We start from the raw sequence: 16489 nt of genomic DNA, 5'->3' as shown, positions 1-16489 counted from the left end.
CGCGACAGCCGCAGCGGTGGACGCAAGCGCATGCGCCCGCAGCCCGGATGGCCGGATGGATTTCCAGGATCAACCGGCGCAGCGGTCTTGTCCCCACGTAGGAGCGGCGTGAGCCGCGACAGCCGCAGCGGTGGACGCAAGCGCATGCGCCCGCAGCCCGGATGGCCGGATGGATTTCCAGGATCAACCGGTTGTCCGGCCTTCGGCGGCCACGCTTGCCGACGCCGCTGCGGTGGGTCGCCGCTTATGGCCGAAGGCTCCCGTGGAACACCGCTGCTACGGCAAGCGGCTTGCGCGCGCTCAGCCGCGCTTCGCGCGGAACTGGGCATACAGCTTCGGCGGCGGCGCCTCGAAATAACGCAGCAGCGCCGGGCACAGCCAGCCTTCCATGCCGATCGACTCGCTGCGGTACCAGTTGCCGCTGAGGTCGGCGCGCATCCACTCCAGTTCGAGCTGGAAGCCGGGAAACGGCTGCGCCGAGAACAACAGGGTGAAGCCGTCCCGCGCGCCTTCGATGCTTGCGACCATGCGGTCGATGATGTCGTCGGCGCCGGACACGAACGGCTCCTGCGTCAGGCCGGCCGCGGCGTCGTCGAACACCCCCATGCCGTGGGCTTGGTAAGGGTGGATGGCGACGATGGCGTTCATAAGGGGTTCGCGGGTGTACCGGGATCGGCAGGCGTTGCCGCACGAGGCCGCGCCGGCTGGCGCGGCGATACCCTGCGTCGGTGCGACGGCGCAAAGAAAAACCCGGCCATCTCGCGATGGCCGGGTTCGAAAAATGGCGCGCCCGGAAGGATTCGAACCTCCGACCCCCAAGTTCGTAGCCTGGTGCTCTATCCAGCTGAGCTACGGGCGCCCTAAGGCGGGCAATTATGCCGCGGAATTCGCGCGACGGGAAGCGCTGTTCGCGAACTCGCGCCCGCGCCCCGCGCAACGCCAGGATGCGCACGGTCGGCCTCGCCGAGTCGGGGAGCATGGCGCGCGCACGAGCGCCTCGGGCATCGGGCCTTGTTGCCGCACGCAGTCGCAGCACCCTTCTTGTCGGAGCGGCGTCGCTCGGGATGTCCTCCGGTCACGAGCCTCGACCACCGTGGCGGCGTACGCGAGCGTCCGACCGCAAGCCCGGGCCTGTGGCGCGCGCCCCTCAGCGCCCAGCCTGCCGGGCTTAATGAGTTGCGCTGTCGTGCGTGGCTGCGGTGGTCGCGGCTGACGCCGCTCCTACAGGGGAAAGGGCGACGGATCGATAACCGCGGCGGCGAATCGAATCGGACGAGTCGCATCGGACCGAGCCGAACCGGGCTCGGCGAATCCCCAGGCCGGATAAACCCGCTGGCCGATTCGGGAATCCGGAATCGGAAACAGAATCGGAGTAAAAAAAAAGCCGGCAATCTCGCGATTGCCGGCTTTCCTGATAATGGCGCGCCCGGAAGGATTCGAACCTCCGACCCCCAAGTTCGTAGCCTGGTGCTCTATCCAGCTGAGCTACGGGCGCTTAGTTGAAAAATTATGACGGACGAACCGCTTTCCGTCAACACTCTTCGAACTTCTTGCCGACCCGACCGTGTCGCGCTGGACGGGCCGGCAAATAAAAGCCGCCGAAGGCGGCTTTCGGTACAACTGGCGGAGAGTGAGGGATTCGAACCCTCGATAGAGCTTTTGACCCTATACTCCCTTAGCAGGGGAGCCCCTTCAGCCTCTCGGGCAACTCTCCGCATCGATGAAGCAATGCGGGCGGGAAGCATAACGGCTCACCCAGTCCACGGCAACGTCTTGCGGCGATTTTTTTTAACCGCCGCTGTTTTTGCCCGAATCGTCCGACGCGTCCTCGCCGCGCTGAATGCGCTGATAGATTTCCTCGCGATGGACCGCGACATCTTTGGGTGCGGTAATACCGATGCGCACCTGGTTACCCTTGACGCCGAGCACGGTGACCGTCACCGAGTCGCCGATCATCAAGGTTTCGCCGACGCGACGCGTCAGGATCAGCATTGAAAACCTCCTCGAGCCGGCACCGCGGTGCCGGCGTTGGCATTCTTTTCCACTAGGACGAATGCTTCAATTTGTACACAAACGTGAACCATCTTAGCGACCGGCCAAACATGGTCGCAAGCGATAGGGATCACTGTTCGCCGTTCAGACAAGCCTACTCTCAACCCAATGGGCGACACCCGCAAGAGCCGTCGACAAAGCCGGGCCGTCGTCGCCGCCGCCCTGCGCCATGTCGGGGCGTCCGCCGCCTTTACCGTTGATCTGACTGGCCACGTGCGAGAGGAGTTCCCCCGCCTTGACCTTGCCAGACGCGCTTCCGTTCACACCGGCGACCAAAGCCGCCTTACCGTCGCTGGCTCCCGCCAGCACGATCACCGCGTCGCCAAGCTGCTGCTTGAGGCGATCGACCGCCTCGCGCAACGCCTTGGCGTCGAAACCTTCCAGGCGGGTCGCCACGACCCGGACCCCGCCGACCTCGGTCGCCGAAGCGGCCAGGTCCGCGGCGGCGCCGGAGGCGGCCTTGGCCTTGATCGCTTCGAGTTCGCGCTCGAGTTTCTTCTGTCGGTCGAGCAGCGCGCGCAGCTTGTCGGCCACGTCGGCGGCATTGCCGCCGAGCAAGCGCGCAGCCTGCTCCAGGCGACGCTCTTCCTCGGCCACGTAGTCCAGCGCGCCCTGCCCGGTCACCGCCTCGATCCGGCGCACGCCGGCCTGGACGCCGCCTTCGGAGACGATCTTGAACAGACCGATGTCGCCGGTGCGCGACACGTGGGTGCCGCCGCACAGTTCGGTCGAGGCCTCGCCCATGCGCAGCACCCGCACCCGGTCGCCGTACTTTTCGCCGAACAGCGCCATGGCGCCGAAGTCCAGCGCTTCCTGCATGCCCATCTGGTGCACTTCGGCGGCGTAGTTGCGGCGCACGTCGGCGTTGACCTGGCGCTCCAGCTCGGCCAGTTCGGCATCGCTGAGCGGATTGAAGTGCGAGAAGTCGAAGCGCAGGCGGTCCGGAGCGACCAGCGAGCCCTTCTGGGTCACGTGTTCGCCGAGCAGGCGGCGCAGCGCCGCGTGCAGCAGATGGGTCGCCGAATGGTTGAGCACGGTCGCGGCGCGGCGCGCCGGGTCGACCGCGCCGAGGACGCGATCGCCGACCTTGAGGCTGCCGGCGGTCAGGCGGCCGACGTGGCCGTGGAACTGGCCGGCGAACTTCAGCGTGTCTTCGACCGCGAAGCGGGTGCCGGCTTCGTCCAGCTCGCCGGTGTCGCCGACCTGGCCGCCGCTTTCGGCGTAGAACGGGGTGCGGTCGAGGATCACCGCGCCTTCGTCGCCGATGCGCAGTTCGTCGACGGCGACGCCGTCGCGGATCAGCGCCACGACCTGCAGGCCGCCCTCGGTCAGGCGGTCGTAGCCGAGGAACTCGGTCGGCGCCAGGCGCGCGGCGACTTCGGCCGGCATCGCGGTCTTGTTGCCGAACTTGCCGGATTGGCGCGCGATCTCGCGCTGCTTCTCCATTTCGGCTTCGAAACCGGCCATGTCCACCGACAGGCCGCGCTCGCGCGCGATGTCGCCGGTGAGGTCGGCCGGGAAGCCGTAGGTGTCGTAAAGCTTGAATGCGTCGGCGCCGGCGATGACGCCCTGCGAGCGCGCGGCGATCTCGTCGAAGATGCGCATGCCCGAGTCGAGGGTCGCGGCGAAGCGCTCCTCCTCGGCGGCCAGCGCGGCGGCGACGAAGTCGGCCTTGGCGGCCAGCTCGGGATAGGCCTCGCCCATCACCTCGACCAGGGCCGGCACCAGCTTGTGGAAGAACACGCCCTTCTGGCCGAGCATCCAGCCGTGGCGCAGGGCGCGGCGGATGATCCGGCGCAGCACGTAGCCGCGGCCTTCGTTGGACGGCAGCACGCCGTCGACGATCAGGAAGGAGCAGGCGCGGATGTGATCGGCGATCACCCGCAGCGACTTGTTCTCCAGATCGGCGGTGCCGGTGGCCTGGGCCGCGGCCGCGATCAGACGGCGGAACAGGTCGATCTCGTAGTTGCCGTGCACGCCCTGCAGCACCGCCGCCAGGCGCTCCAGGCCCATGCCGGTGTCGACGCACGGCGCCGGCAGCGGCACCAGGCTGCCGTCGGGCTGGCGGTCGAACTGCATGAACACCAGGTTCCAGATCTCGATGTAGCGGTCGCCGTCCTCGTCCGGCGAGCCCGGGGGGCCGCCGGCGATGTGCGCGCCGTGGTCGTAGAAGATCTCGGTGCACGGGCCGCAGGGGCCGGTGTCGGCCATCTGCCAGAAATTGTCGGAGGCGAACGGCGCGCCTTTGTTGTCGCCGATCCGGACGATGCGTTCGGCCGGCACGCCGATCTTCTTGTTCCAGATCTCGAAGGCTTCGTCGTCGGTCTGGTAGATCGTGACCAGCAGGCGTTCGGCCGGCAGCTTCCACACCCCGGTCAGCAGCTCCCAGGCCCAGACGATCGCGTCTTCCTTGAAGTAGTCGCCGAACGACCAGTTGCCGAGCATCTCGAAGAAGGTGTGGTGGCGCGCGGTATAGCCGACCTGGTCGAGGTCGTTGTGCTTGCCGCCGGCGCGCAGGCAGCGCTGCACGTCGGCCGCGCGCACGTAGCCCGGCTTCTCGCTGCCGAGGAACACGTTCTTGAACTGGACCATGCCCGAGTTGGTGAACAGCAAGGTCGGGTCGTTGGCCGGCACGAGCGGCGCCGACGGCACGATGGTGTGGCCCTTGCCTCGAAAGAACTCGAGGAAATCGCTGCGGATTTCGGTGGTCGTCTTCATGCCTGGGATAATCGCCTGGTCGGGAGCGCGGCGCTCGACCGAACCCATGCCACCGTCTATGGAGGCATCGACTGGAACAGGCAACCCGGGGACCCGAAAGCCGGTAAGCCTAGCAGGCTGCGGGCCGTAATGCGCAAGGGTTCGACACAAAAGTGTCCGGGCGTTCAGTCCGGGTCCCGGGAACGATTCGCATTACGCGCGGTTTCGCCATCGAAGCCCCGCCGCAGCAGCAGGTCGGCGGCCTTGCGCCGCAGCCGGGGATCGGCCCAATGCGCCTCGCCGAAGCGGCGCCGGACCAGGTCGCGGGCGTTCTCGAGCCAGTCGCCCTCGTAGGCGGCCAGGGCCGCGGCGATGGCTTCGGCGGGCAGGCCGTGGGTGGCCAGTTCGGCACGGATGTGCAGGGGTCCGTATCCGTTGCCGGCGCGACTGCGGACCAGGCTTTCGGCGAAGCGCTCGTCGTTCTGCCAGCCGGCTTCGGCGAGGCGATCGACCGCCTCATCCACTTCGCCCGCGTCAAGGCCGCGGGATTTGAGCTTGCGGGTCAGTTCCTTGCGCGAATGTTCGCGCCGGGTCAGCAAGCCCAGGGCGCGCTGGGTCGGGCTCTGTTCGCGGCCGCCGCGACGACGCTCGCGCTGCGGCGGCGGGTCGTCGAACAGGCCGACGAAGGACGCGTCGCCAGCGGACAGATCGGAGCCCGGATCCGGCTTGCCGTCCGCTGCGGAATCCAAGCCGGAGGGGCCGGCCGCGGAACGCAGGCCGCCGCATGCGTCGTCATCGAACCGCGCCGGCTCCGGATCGGCGAACGGGGACGGCTGCGGCCGGGGGCGAACCGGCACGCCGGCGTCCCGGCCCGCGGCGCCCGCACGAGGTGGCGCCGACTGCGCCGTGCGCGGTGCCGGACGATGGGCCCGGGCCGCCGAGGGCCCGACCGCGTCGCCGGGGGCGGAGGCGGCGTCGGCAGACCGGGCGGACTCGTCGGCGACGAGCTGCCCGGCGACGAGTTCGCCGGCTACAAGCCCATCGGCCACGAACTCGTCGGAAGACGCCACCGGACGTGTGCTGGCGTGCTCACCTAACGCGGCCCGAGCGGAGCGCCCGGCTTCGATCGCGCGGATCCGAGCGCGCAAATCATCGCGCAGCCGGGCCGCGGCCGCGCCGGCGCCCGGCGGAAGTTCGCCCTGCCCCGCCTGCACGTCGCCGCGGCGGCCACGGCCGCCGCCGGGGGAATGACGATCCGCCGCCATCGCTGTCGCCGGTTAGACCGCTCAGTCCTCGACTTCTTCGCCGCGCGAAGCTTCGCCGGGGACGAACTTCTCGCGTAGCGCCGCCTCCAGGCGCGCGGCCATCTCGGGGTTTTCCTTGAGGTACTGGCGGGCGTTTTCCTTGCCCTGGCCGATGCGCTCGCCGTCGCAGCTGTACCAGGCGCCGGACTTCTCGACCAGCTTGGCGTCCACGCCCATGTCGATCAGCTCGCCCTCGCGCGAGATGCCCTCGCCGTAGAGGATTTCGGTGACGATCTGCTTGAACGGCGGCGCCAGCTTGTTCTTGACCACTTTGATCTTGGTCTGGTTGCCGATGATCTCGTCGCCCTTCTTGATCGAACCGATGCGGCGGATGTCCAGGCGCACCGAGGCGTAGAACTTCAGCGCGTTGCCGCCGGTGGTGGTTTCCGGGCTCTGGCCCGGCATCATCACGCCGATCTTCATGCGCAGCTGGTTGATGAAGATCACCAGCACGTTGGAGCGCTTGATGTTGCCGGTCAGCTTGCGCAGCGCCTGGCTCATCAGGCGGGCCTGCAGGCCGGGCAGCTGGTCGCCCATTTCGCCTTCGATTTCGGCCTTCGGGGTCAGCGCGGCGACCGAGTCGACCACGACCATGTCGACCGCGGCCGAGCGCACCAGCATGTCGGCGATCTCCAGCGCCTGCTCGCCGGTGTCGGGCTGCGAGACCAGCAGGTCGTCGATGTTGACCCCGAGCTTGGCGGCGTAGATCGGGTCGAGCGCGTGCTCGGCGTCGATGAAGGCGGCGGTGCCGCCGTTCTTCTGGCATTCGGCGATGGCCTGCAGGGTCAGGGTGGTCTTGCCCGAGGACTCCGGACCGTAGATCTCGACCACGCGGCCCTTGGGCAGGCCGCCGATGCCCAGGGCGATGTCGAGCATCAGCGAGCCGGTGCCGACGACCTCGGCGGCCTCGACCGCGCGGTCGCCCATGCGCATCACCGAGCCCTTGCCGAACTGCTTCTCGATCTGGCCCAGGGCCGCCGCAAGCGCGCGCTTCTTGTTCTCGTCCATCGTGGTGTCCTTGCTGAGTCTTGTCGTGGTGGGGGTACGTTAGAGGGCTCGCATCGCAGAGGCTGAGATCGTGGCGCCCAGAGCTAAATTATTCGACCGATCCAGGCTCGGCAGCCGGTCGGCTGCCGATCCCCGCGTGGGGTTTTGCCGCATCTTCGGGTGAGCGAAACCGCCGCCTGCGATCAGCCCTGATACCGGTCCCGAATGTGGTCGTTGTAGTAATTTCCGATCGAATGGGCTTGCATCAGACCGGTGTGGACATGTTGCGGCACCCCGAAATAATCGTAGGCGTGCCCCTGTACGAAGCGGATTTTAAGCCTTTGGGTCAGCGGGTCGTAGCCGACCGCCGCGATCGCCGAAGAGGAAATCCGGATCATTTCCATCGCCCGCTCCCAGCTCAACGGTTCGGCCGCACCAGCCCGCAGTACAGGCCTTCGATCGCGAAGTCCTGGTCGGGCTGGACTTCGATCGGCGCGTAGTCGGGGTTGCGCGGCAGCAGGCGGATGCGGTCCTTGCCGATCTTGAGCAGCTTGACGGTGATTTCGTCGTCGATGCGCGCGACCACGATCTGGCCGGAACGCGCGTCGCGAGTGCGGTGCACGCCGATCAGGTCGCCGTCGAAGATGCCCTCCTCGCGCATCGAATCGCCCTTGACCTTGAGCAGGTAGTCGGGCGACGGGAAGAACATGTTGCGGTCGAGCAGGACGTAATCGTCGGGTTCGACCCCGGCGCCGGCGCCGATCGGCGCGCCGGCCGCAACCCGCCCCAGCACCGGCAGGCGCAGGGCTTCTTCGTTGGCCGGGGCCAGGCCGAGTTCGCGCTGGGCCTGCGGCGGCGGTTGCAGAACGCGGATGGCGCGGGCGCGGCCGGGCACGCGTTCGATCGCGCCGGCCGCCTCGAGCGCGTCGAGGTGATACTGCGCGGCGCGCACGCCCTTGAAACCGAAGGCCTTGGCGATCTCGGTCTGCGACGGCGGCAGGCCTTCGGCGTCGATGCGCTCGGCGATCAGGGCCAGGATGGCTTGCTGGGTGTCGGTCAGGCTCATGGTTAGTAGTAATACTACTAACTCACTAAGCGAGCAAGGCCGCTCGTCCGCGAACTAATTGACTAAGTCAAATAGTTCGCGCAATTTGACCGCGCCCCGCCCTCCTCGCGAGCCGCCGCCATGAGCGCTGAAATCGCCCCCGCCCAGGTCGATGCCGTCCGTGCCTTCAACCGCTTCTATACCCGCCGCATCGACGTGCTGCGCGAGGACCTGCTCGACAGCCCCTACACCCTGACCCAGGCGCGGGTGTTGTTCGAACTGGCCCAGCGCGAACCGGTGGCGGCGCGCGAAATCGGCGAAACGCTGGGGCTGGATCCGGGCTATCTGAGCCGGATCGTGCAGGCCTTTGTCGACGCCGGGCTGGTCGAGAAGCAGCGCAGCGAACGCGACGCGCGCAGCTTCGCGCTGCGCCTGACCGGCCCGGGCCGCAACGCCTTCGCCGAGCTCGACCGCAGTTCGCATGCCGCCACCGCGGCGATGCTGGCGACGCTGTCGCCGCTGGATCGCGACCGCCTGCTGCGCGCCATCGCCGAAGCCGAGCGCGCGCTGACCCCGCACGCCTTGCCGGCGCCGCAGCGGTTGCGCATCCGCGCGCACGCGGTCGGCGACATCGGTTGGGCGATCGAGCGTCACGGCCGCCTGTACGCGCAGGAGTACGGCTGGAACCACGAGTTCGAGGCGCTGGTGGCGCAGTTGTTCGCTCAGTTCGCCGCGCGCCACGACCCGGCCCGCGAGCATTGCTGGATCGCCGAGATCGACGGCGAACGGGTCGGCTGCGTGTTCCTGGTCGCCCACGCCGACGACCCGACCGTGGCCCAGTTGCGCTGTCTGCTGGTGGACCCGCGCGCGCGCGGCCTGGGCGTGGGCCGGCGCCTGGTCGATACCTGCCTCGACTTCGCCCGCGAGGCTGGCTATGCGCGGATGCGGCTGTGGACCAACGATGTCCTGGTCGCGGCGCGGCGCCTCTACCAGGCCTGCGGCTTCGCCTTGGTCGAAGAGAACCCGCACCGCAGTTTCGGCCACGACCTGGTCGGGCAGGTGTGGGAGCGCGCGCTGGATTGACGGGAATCGCGCATCGCCGAGGCGTATCGGCCGCATCGGTGCCGGCGGCGGCATCGGGGTGCGGCCTCGGGCCGGACACCGCGATCGGATTCGGCCGAGTCCGTCGGTCGGCAGCCGCGCTGCGATCGGGCGCGGCTCGCCGGGCACGCCGCGCAGTCTCGCCGCAGCGCCTCGACGATGCCTGCCCTGCCCGGCTCAGACCGTCAGCGCTTCCAGTCCGCGCAGCGCCGCGGCGACGGTCTGGCGCCGCACCGCTTCGCGGTCGCCGTCGAAATGGAAGGCTTCGGCGCGCGGGTAGCCGCCGCGGCGCTTCCAGGCCAGCCACACCGTGCCGACCGGCTTGTCCTCGGTGCCCCCGCCGGGGCCGGCGATGCCGGTGACCGCGACCGCGACGGTGGCGCCGGTGTTGGCCAGGGCGCCGGAGACCATTTCGATCACCGTCTCGCGGCTGACCGCGCCGAACTGTTCCAGAGTCTGCGGACGCACGCTCAGCAGGGCCTGCTTGGCTTCGTAGCTATAGGCGACGATGCCGCATTCGAACCAGGCCGAGGAGCCGGCGATGTCGGTCAGGGTCTTGGCGATCCAGCCGCCGGTGCAGCTTTCGGCGGTGACCAGCATGTGGTGGTTGAGGCGGGCGGCTTCGCCGATGCCGGCGGCGAGCGTCTGCAGGGCGGGGTCGGAGGTCTCGGGCGTCATGGCCGCCACTATAGCCGGCGCGGCGCGGTGGGCTTTGCTGGGTGGGGCGGCTGGCCGGGTCGTCGGGCGCGCCGGGCCTGAGCGCAGTAACCGCGCCCTGCCCGGCAGACGGCGCGCGACCGCGACCGCGCGGTCGCGGCTTGTGACCGAAGGGAAATCCCTGTGGGGCGCCGCTCCTACAGGCGACGGCCTTGGGCTTCGATCGATGGCGTCGGCCTTGGGTCGTCTGCGCGTCCCGCGGTCGCGGCTTACGCCGCTCCTACAAGGGGCGCTGGACAAGCACGCGGTTAGCGGGCGCGGTCGCGGCTGGCGACCGAAGGCGATCCCTGTGGGACGCCGCTCCTACAGGGGGAAGCGGCGCGATCGGGGTCCGGTCGCGCCGCGCTGCGGTCAGTACATGACCCGCAGGGTGACGCCGTAGGTGCGCGGGGCGCCGAGGAAGGCGTTCCAGGAGCCGGTCTGCAGCGGCGCGTCGAAGCCGACCTGCTTGTATTCCTCGTCGGTCAGGTTGATCGCCCAGGCCTCGACCATCCAGCGCCGGTTCTTGGCGCCGATGCCGAGCCGGGCGTTGACCACGGTGTAGGCGTCCTGGCCCTTTTCCGGGTCGAGGTCGGAGCCGGTGTTGTAGTCGGAGGAGAACTTGGCGCCGAGGTGGGCGCGGCCGACCAGGTCGGGGCCGAAGTCCCACTGGTAGGTCGCCGAGGCCGAGGCCGACCACAGCGGCGCGAAGCTGGCGCGCGAGCCGGGCAACTTGGCCAGGTCGGCGTCGGGCAGCGGGTCGTCGCCGTAGCGGGTGTCGGCGTACATCAACCCGCCCTGCAGCATCAGCCCCTTGAGCCCGGTCTGCCACAGGATCTCGGTGTCGATGCCCTGCGACACCACTTCCGGAATCGAGCGCACCACGAAGCTGGTGCCGAGGAAGCTGTTGAGCTGGAAGTCGCTGTAGGTCTGGTGGAACAAGGTCGCGTTGAGCAGCAGGTTGCCGCCGGCCCAGGTGGTCTTGGCGCCGAGCTCGTAGCTGTCGACGAACTCGCCCGGGAACGAGGTGTCGTCGACCGGGGCGATGCCGGCCGTGCCCGAGGACAGGCCGTTGGAAGACTGCACCCGGTCCAGGTTGAAGCCGCCGGCCTTGTAGCCGCGCGCGGCCGAGGCGTAGCCCATGACGTGCTCGTTCCAGCGGTAGGCCGCCTTGAGCGTGCCCGACCATTCCTTCTCGTCGCGCTCCTGGTTGGTGGTGCGGCCGTTGTGCAAGGTATTGGCCCAGGGCAGGCACATGAAGCCGATCACTTGCGGGACCAGCGCCGCGCGCGCCGCCGCGGGCACGCCGCGCGCGGCCAGGGCCGCGCCGACCCGGGCCGGGTTGGCCATCGCCGCGCCGCAGCCCAGGCCGCCGTTGGGATTGCTGTAGACCGAATCCAGTTCCTTGTTCTCCTTGGTGTAGCGCAGGCCCAAGGTGATGTCGAGCGCGTCGGTCGCGTGCCAGGTGTTGTTGGTGAACAAGGCCACGCTCTTGCTGTTCTGGTCGTAGCGGTCGAGCGCGCCCAGGCCGCCGAAATTGCTGCCGAACGGCCGCCCGCTGGCCTGCGACAGGAAGGTCGCGGCGTTGGCGGTGTTGACCACCCCGGCCGGGAAGCGCGCGGCGATCTGGCTCAGCACCGCGGTCGACAGGTAGGGCTCGTAGTGCGCGCCCAGGCTGTAGGAATCGTGGCGCTTGAGGTCTTCGTCGGAATAGAACAGGCCGACCATCCAGTCCAGCTTGTCGGTGGCGCCGGTCAGGCGGAACTCCTGGCTGAACTGCTTGAAGCCGGTGAAAGACTCGTCCGGGTCGGGGTTGCGGTAGATCATGTCGGCCGCGGTGAAATCGAAGTCCAGGCCGTTGATCGCCTGCCAGTCGCGCGAGGCGGTGATCGAGGTCAGGGTCGCGCCGCCGAACCAGGGCGTGATCCAGTCGACCTGGGCCGACACGCCCTTGTCCTTGATGTCCTGGGTGGTCGGCCGGTTGCTCCAGGCCACCCGCGCGAACGGGTCGGCCACTGGCGCCACGCCGACCCCGCCGACCAGGGCGTTGATGATCGCCGCGGTCGGGCCGCGCACCGTGGTCAGGCCGACGCAACAGTTCTCCTCGCGGCCGGTGTAGTCGGCGATCAGGTTGATGTCCAGGTTCTCGGTCGGCTCGAGCAGCAACTGGGCGCGGACGGTGTGGAAGTTCTGGTCGCCGTCCTCGCGCTCGCGGCGCGGGCCGCGGCCGATCTCGACGTCGGTGAAGCCGTCGCGCTTGCGCTTGGCGCCGTAGATGCGGAATGCGGCGTTTTCGCCGATCGCGGTATTGAACGAGGCGGCGGCGCCGAGCGCGCCGTAGTTGCCGACGGTCAGCTCGCCTTCCAGCGTGGTGTCGTAGCTGGGTCGGCGGGTGATGACGTTGATCACCCCGGCCGAGGTGTTCTTGCCGAACACCGTGCCCTGCGGGCCCTTCAGCACCTCGATCCGCTCGATCTCGCCGAGGTCGCCGAAGCCGACGCCGTTGCGCGGCCGGTACACGCCGTCGACGACCACCCCGACCGAGGACTCCAGGCCGGCGTTGTCGCCGACCGTGCCGATGCCGCGGATGCGCGCCACCGTCTGCACCTCGCTCTGGGTGCTGGTCACGGTCAGGCCCGGCACCAGCATCTGCGCATCCTTGATGTCGCGCACGCCGCTGTCCTGCAGCAATTGTTCGGGCAAGGCGGTGATCGCGATCGGCACGTCCTGCATCGCCTCCTCGCGCTTCTGCGCGGTGACCGTCAGTCCGGCCAGGGTCTTGGCCTCGGTATCTTCCGCGGCGGCCGGCGCCTGTTGCGCCTGCACGTTCGCGGCGAGCGCGGCCATGCTCAGGGCGATGGCCAAAGACAGGGACTTACGGGCCGGCGGGCGAGCGATCATTGAGTTTTCCCCTTGATGGCGAACGACGATTTCGAGTTCGGCGACGCGGACCGCGGCCGCGACGCGCGGCGTCGTGGCATCCGGAGCGGCTCGCATCACAGATCGTTACGTAATTCGGAAGCGATGGCGGCCGCCGTGCCGGAGCGTGCGTGCGGCCGTGCCGCCGAAACTAGCACGACGATCACAACCAGCGTGCCGCGGCGCAACACTCGCGTCGCGCGGAACGCGGTCCTCAGGGGTATAAGCGCCTATTCGTACGAACGTTCGCTCGGGACCGGAGTCGGACAACTGCAGGCGCGCGCCGCAGCGGTCTCGCGCAGCAAGCGCCGCTGCGCGTCGCCCAGGGCGCCCGCCGCGAGTCCCGAGTCCCGAGTCCCGAGTCCCAAATCCCGAATCGCGAACCCCGCCCTCAAGCCCTCGCCAACGTCGACTTGCCGAACAGGCTCTCGACCAGATCGATCGCGATCAGGGCGGTGTGGTTGTCGCGGTCCAGGATCGGGTTGAGCTCGACGATGTCCAGCGAGCCGATGCAGCCGCTCTCGGCGATCATCTCCATCGCCAGTTGCGCCTCGCGGTAGTTCGGCCCGCCGGCGACCACAGTGCCGACGCCGGGGGCGATGCTGGGATCGAGGAAGTCGACGTCGAAGCTGACGTGCAGATGGGTGTCGGCGTCGATGCCGTCCAGCGCCTCCTCCATCACCCGCTTGATGCCGATGTCGCCGATCCGGCGCATGTCGTACACCGGCAGACCGAGCTGCTTGATCAGCTGCTTCTCGCCGGGATCGACCGAACGCGTGCCGATCTGGCGCATCTCGCCGACCTGCATCGCCGGCGCTTCGCCGCCGAGCCGGGTCAGGCACGGCGGCCCCATGCCGATCAGGCAGGCCACCGGCATGCCGTGCATGTTGCCGGTCGGAGTGATCTCGTGGGTGTTGAAGTCGGCGTGCGCATCCAGCCACAGCACGCGCAGCTTCTTGCGCCGTTCGCGGCAATGGCGGGCGACCGCGGTGATCGAGCCCAGGCCGAGACAGTGGTCGCCGCCGAGCAGGATCGGCACCCGATCCTCGCGCAGTTCGGCGGCGACCGCGTCCATCACGTTGCGGTTCCAGGCCACCACCTCGTCGAGATGGCGGTAGCCGCCGACCGGCGACGACCAGGGGTTGGGCGGGCCGTCGAGGTTGCCGCGGTCGGCGACGTCCAGGCCCAGGCCGCGCAGGGCCTCGGTCAGTCCGGCGATGCGCAGGGCTTCCGGTCCCAGGCGCGCGCCGCGCGCGCCGGCGCCGACGTCGGTGGGCGCGCCGATCAGACTGACCGGGGTGGCAGTGCGACTCATGGTGCGAATCCTCAGGCAGGGGCGCAGCGCCGCGCCGCCTGCAGCGGCGGCGACGGCGGTGGCGCGGATGAAAGGAAGCGGCGGGCAGCGCGCGGCCGGGTCACTTCTCCACGAAGGCGCGCTCGATCACGAAGTCGCCCGGCTCGCGGGTGCGCGGCGAGGGCTTGAAGCCGCGCCCTTCCAGCAGTGTCGAAGTGTCTTCGAGCATCTGCGGGCTGCCGCACAGCATCACCCGGTCTTCGGCCGGGTTCAGCGGCGGCAACCCCAGGGTCTTCGCCATCAGACCGTCGGCGATCGCGTCGGTGATCCGGCCGCGGTTGCGGAACGGCTCGCGGGTCACGCTCGGGTAGTACTTGAGCTGGCGGCGCACCGCCTCGCCGAGGAACTCGTGCGCCGGCAGTTCGCGCTCGAGGAAATCGGCGTAGGCCAGGTCGCTGACGTGGCGCACGCCGTGCGCCAGGACCACGGTTTCGAATCGCTCGTAGGTGGCGGGGTCGCGGACGATGCTCAGGAACGGCGCCAGGCCGGTGCCGGTGCCGAGCAGATACAGGCGCTTACCCGGGTTGAGATCGTTGAGCACCAGGGTGCCGGTGGGCCGGCGGCTGACCAGGATCGAATCGCCGTTGTTGATGTGTTGCAGGCGCGAAGTCAAGGGACCGTCGGGCACCTTGATGCTGAAGAACTCCAGATGGTCTTCGTAGTGCGCGCTGGCGATCGAGTAGGCGCGCATCAGCGGCCGGCCCTCGACCTCCAGGCCGACCATGACGAAGTGGCCGCTGTCGAAGCGGAAGCCGGGGTCGCGGGTGGTGCGGAAGCTGAAAAGGCTGTCGTTCCAGTGCTTGACCTCGATAACGCGCTCTGTCGCCAACTGCATCGTCCTGACTCCTTGTTATGAAAATTCCCGGCCGCACCCGCGCGTGGCGATATTCGTCACGCGGCTGACGTGCGGGCGTCATTATTGGGTGCCAGCGCGGGCGGCTCGCATCGGCGCCGGCGGCGATTCGGCCCACCAATACCAGCACATAATATTTCCCACTTGGGAATCAATGTTCCAAAGAATGATCAGCGTCACTCGCCCAGCGGGACTGCGCCTTTGACTGCGGCTCGGGCTAGCGTCGATTATTAGCCGCCCGAGAAAATCGGAATTCGCGGCAAATCCCCTTCCCCGCAAACAGCGACCACGCCCTGACCGCGTGCGTCAGCTGACGCCCTTGGTCACCCTGAGGCTCGCATGGACGTTCGGCAGTCAGGCACAAATCTCGACAAATCAACAATTTGCGCAGGACACGTCGCATATCCGCGCCGTTTATCGCGCGCAGCGCCGGATTCGCCGCGTATATTCCAGAATATTGCGGAAATACCGTCATGAGCGCGCCTACTGATTCCGAACGAATGGTGATTGGCGTCGCGGTAGAAAATTGTGATCAGAAACTAGAAGTTTCCATTTCACCTCCTTTTCACGCCGCCTCCGCAAAGACGGCGCCAGTCGCGCCGGCGCGGCGGCGGCGCCGGCTGCTGCGTTATATCGCCCATCCTTTGCTGATGCTGGCGGTAGTTACTTATGCGGGCGCCGGCCTGATTCTGGACTGGGACCCGGGTCCGGCCAGTTTCGGGTTCGTGTTCGCCACTATTTTCTATCTGGCGATTCTCGAATTTATTATTCCGTACCAGCGCGCATGGCAGCCCAGCGGACGCGAATGGGGCCTGTACGCGGTCTATTTCGTGCTCACCGTGAGCGCCGGCGCGTTCGCTCAGCTGCCGGTCGCGGCGGCGGTGGCGGCGCTGTCGCCGCTGGATCCGGCGCTGCCGCTGTGGGCCGAGATCCCGCTCGCGCTGTTGCTCAGCTCGCTGGCCAGCTACGCGATCCATCGCGCCGGCCACGACATCCCGCTGCTGTGGCGCCTGCACGGCGTGCATCACGTGCCGGACAAGGTCAACGTCGCCAACAACGGCGTCAACCACGTGTTCGACGTGGTGCTGTCGCAGTTCGCGGTGCAGCTGCCGCTGGCCCTGGCCGGCTTCTCGGCGCCGTCGCTGTACGCGGTCGGCATCTTCGTCATCGCCCAGGGCTACTTCGTCCACGCCAACATCGACGTGCGCCTGGGCTGGCTCAACCAACTGCTCGCCAGCCCCGAGCTGCACCGCATGCACCACAGCTGCGACCGCAGCGAAGCCGGTCATTTCGGCTCGGACCTGTCGATCTGGGACCGGCTGTTCGGCAGCTACACCTGGCGGCCGGATCGGCGGCCGCGCGGGATCGGCCTGTTCGATCCCGGTTCGTTTCCGCGCACCGGCGCGGTGTTCTCGACCCTGATCCATCCGCTGCGGCCGCGCGCCAAGCGCGCGCCGTGAACGCTGCGTTGCCGAATGGCG

13 protein-coding genes and 3 tRNA genes are annotated in these 16489 nt (G+C 68.5%); 2 read left to right on the top strand and 14 right to left on the bottom strand.

Going from position 1 to position 16489, the window contains the following annotated elements; translation table 11 throughout:
- Positions 1-300: 300 nt before the first annotated feature.
- The 10 genes from AC3A57_RS19430 to lexA all read right to left on the bottom strand — a co-directional run bounded on the left by AC3A57_RS19430 (position 301) and on the right by lexA (position 8106).
- Positions 301-648 carry a DUF6717 family protein gene (locus AC3A57_RS19430; protein ID WP_487580411.1) on the bottom strand — a complete coding sequence of 116 codons (348 nt, stop codon included), beginning with the start codon at positions 646-648 and terminating at the stop codon, positions 301-303.
- Between the two features lie 134 nt (positions 649-782).
- Positions 783-859: transfer RNA gene (locus AC3A57_RS19425), tRNA-Arg, on the bottom strand.
- A 559-nt stretch (positions 860-1418) separates the two neighbouring features.
- A tRNA-Arg gene (locus AC3A57_RS19420) sits at positions 1419-1495 on the bottom strand.
- 126 nt (positions 1496-1621) lie between these two features.
- Positions 1622-1714, bottom strand: a tRNA-Ser gene (locus AC3A57_RS19415).
- 74 nt (positions 1715-1788) lie between these two features.
- The gene (csrA, locus tag AC3A57_RS19410) at positions 1789-1992 is read right to left on the bottom strand and encodes a carbon storage regulator CsrA (RefSeq protein ID WP_064748080.1); all 204 of its coding nucleotides are present in this window, start codon (positions 1990-1992) and stop codon (positions 1789-1791) included.
- A gap of 144 nt (positions 1993-2136) precedes the next feature.
- Positions 2137-4770, bottom strand: a complete 2634-nt coding sequence (alaS, locus tag AC3A57_RS19405) for an alanine--tRNA ligase (RefSeq protein WP_487580410.1) — start codon at positions 4768-4770, stop codon at positions 2137-2139.
- Positions 4771-4934: 164 nt separating this feature from the next.
- A complete protein-coding gene (recX, locus tag AC3A57_RS19400) occupies positions 4935-5426 on the bottom strand; it encodes a recombination regulator RecX (protein ID WP_487580443.1) in 492 nt (163 codons plus the stop codon).
- Positions 5427-6035: 609 nt separating this feature from the next.
- On the bottom strand, positions 6036-7061 hold the full coding sequence (gene recA / locus AC3A57_RS19395; protein ID WP_487580409.1) for a recombinase RecA: 1026 nt from the start codon (positions 7059-7061) through the stop codon (positions 6036-6038).
- A gap of 182 nt (positions 7062-7243) precedes the next feature.
- Positions 7244-7444 carry a KTSC domain-containing protein gene (locus tag AC3A57_RS19390; RefSeq protein WP_487580408.1) on the bottom strand — a complete coding sequence of 67 codons (201 nt, stop codon included), beginning with the start codon at positions 7442-7444 and terminating at the stop codon, positions 7244-7246.
- A gap of 14 nt (positions 7445-7458) precedes the next feature.
- Positions 7459-8106 (bottom strand): transcriptional repressor LexA, encoded by a 648-nt coding sequence (gene lexA, locus AC3A57_RS19385; RefSeq protein WP_487580407.1) that lies wholly within the window; start codon positions 8104-8106, stop codon positions 7459-7461.
- Between the two features lie 120 nt (positions 8107-8226).
- On the opposite strand from lexA, the gene AC3A57_RS19380 reads away from it, so the two are divergent.
- Positions 8227-9168: a bifunctional helix-turn-helix transcriptional regulator/GNAT family N-acetyltransferase gene (locus AC3A57_RS19380; RefSeq protein WP_487580406.1), complete on the top strand. Its 942-nt coding sequence runs from the start codon at positions 8227-8229 to the stop codon at positions 9166-9168.
- Between the two features lie 195 nt (positions 9169-9363).
- Here AC3A57_RS19380 and AC3A57_RS19375 read toward each other — a convergent pair whose 3' ends face one another.
- From AC3A57_RS19375 to AC3A57_RS19360, 4 genes are all read right to left on the bottom strand, one after another.
- Positions 9364-9864 carry a CinA family protein gene (locus tag AC3A57_RS19375; RefSeq protein WP_487580405.1) on the bottom strand — a complete coding sequence of 167 codons (501 nt, stop codon included), beginning with the start codon at positions 9862-9864 and terminating at the stop codon, positions 9364-9366.
- 390 nt (positions 9865-10254) lie between these two features.
- Complete coding sequence (locus AC3A57_RS19370) at positions 10255-12783, bottom strand: TonB-dependent receptor (RefSeq protein ID WP_487580404.1); 2529 nt, start codon at positions 12781-12783, stop codon at positions 10255-10257.
- Positions 12784-13192: 409 nt separating this feature from the next.
- Positions 13193-14116: an arginase gene (rocF, locus tag AC3A57_RS19365; protein ID WP_221673142.1), complete on the bottom strand. Its 924-nt coding sequence runs from the start codon at positions 14114-14116 to the stop codon at positions 13193-13195.
- Between the two features lie 100 nt (positions 14117-14216).
- On the bottom strand, positions 14217-14990 hold the full coding sequence (locus tag AC3A57_RS19360) for a ferredoxin--NADP reductase (protein ID WP_487580403.1): 774 nt from the start codon (positions 14988-14990) through the stop codon (positions 14217-14219).
- A 668-nt stretch (positions 14991-15658) separates the two neighbouring features.
- Between AC3A57_RS19360 and AC3A57_RS19355 the strand changes: the two genes are divergently transcribed.
- A complete protein-coding gene (locus tag AC3A57_RS19355) occupies positions 15659-16468 on the top strand; it encodes a sterol desaturase family protein (protein WP_487580402.1) in 810 nt (269 codons plus the stop codon).
- Positions 16469-16489 lie beyond the last annotated feature (21 nt).

The sequence above is a fragment of the Lysobacter sp. Soil_C_15 genome (genome assembly GCF_057657315.1).
Note: the sequence above shows the minus strand (reverse complement) of the source record. Positions and strands in the feature narration are given on the sequence as shown.

Bases quoted from the DNA above. Each gene is read 5' to 3' on its own strand.
- AC3A57_RS19380 (WP_487580406.1), top strand. From the start codon at position 8,227: ATGAGCGCTGAAATCGCCCCCGCCCAGGTCGATGCCGTCCGTGCCTTC.
- AC3A57_RS19360 (WP_487580403.1), bottom strand. From the start codon at position 14,990: ATGCAGTTGGCGACAGAGCGCGTTATCGAGGTCAAGCACTGGAACGAC.
- AC3A57_RS19430 (WP_487580411.1), bottom strand. From the start codon at position 648: ATGAACGCCATCGTCGCCATCCACCCTTACCAAGCCCACGGCATGGGG.
- recA (WP_487580409.1), bottom strand. From the start codon at position 7,061: ATGGACGAGAACAAGAAGCGCGCGCTTGCGGCGGCCCTGGGCCAGATC.
- AC3A57_RS19355 (WP_487580402.1), top strand. From the start codon at position 15,659: ATGCTGGCGGTAGTTACTTATGCGGGCGCCGGCCTGATTCTGGACTGG.
- AC3A57_RS19390 (WP_487580408.1), bottom strand. From the start codon at position 7,444: ATGGAAATGATCCGGATTTCCTCTTCGGCGATCGCGGCGGTCGGCTAC.
- csrA (WP_064748080.1), bottom strand. From the start codon at position 1,992: ATGCTGATCCTGACGCGTCGCGTCGGCGAAACCTTGATGATCGGCGAC.
- alaS (WP_487580410.1), bottom strand. From the start codon at position 4,770: ATGAAGACGACCACCGAAATCCGCAGCGATTTCCTCGAGTTCTTTCGA.
- AC3A57_RS19375 (WP_487580405.1), bottom strand. From the start codon at position 9,864: ATGACGCCCGAGACCTCCGACCCCGCCCTGCAGACGCTCGCCGCCGGC.
- AC3A57_RS19370 (WP_487580404.1), bottom strand. From the start codon at position 12,783: ATGATCGCTCGCCCGCCGGCCCGTAAGTCCCTGTCTTTGGCCATCGCC.
- rocF (WP_221673142.1), bottom strand. From the start codon at position 14,116: ATGAGTCGCACTGCCACCCCGGTCAGTCTGATCGGCGCGCCCACCGAC.
- lexA (WP_487580407.1), bottom strand. From the start codon at position 8,106: ATGAGCCTGACCGACACCCAGCAAGCCATCCTGGCCCTGATCGCCGAG.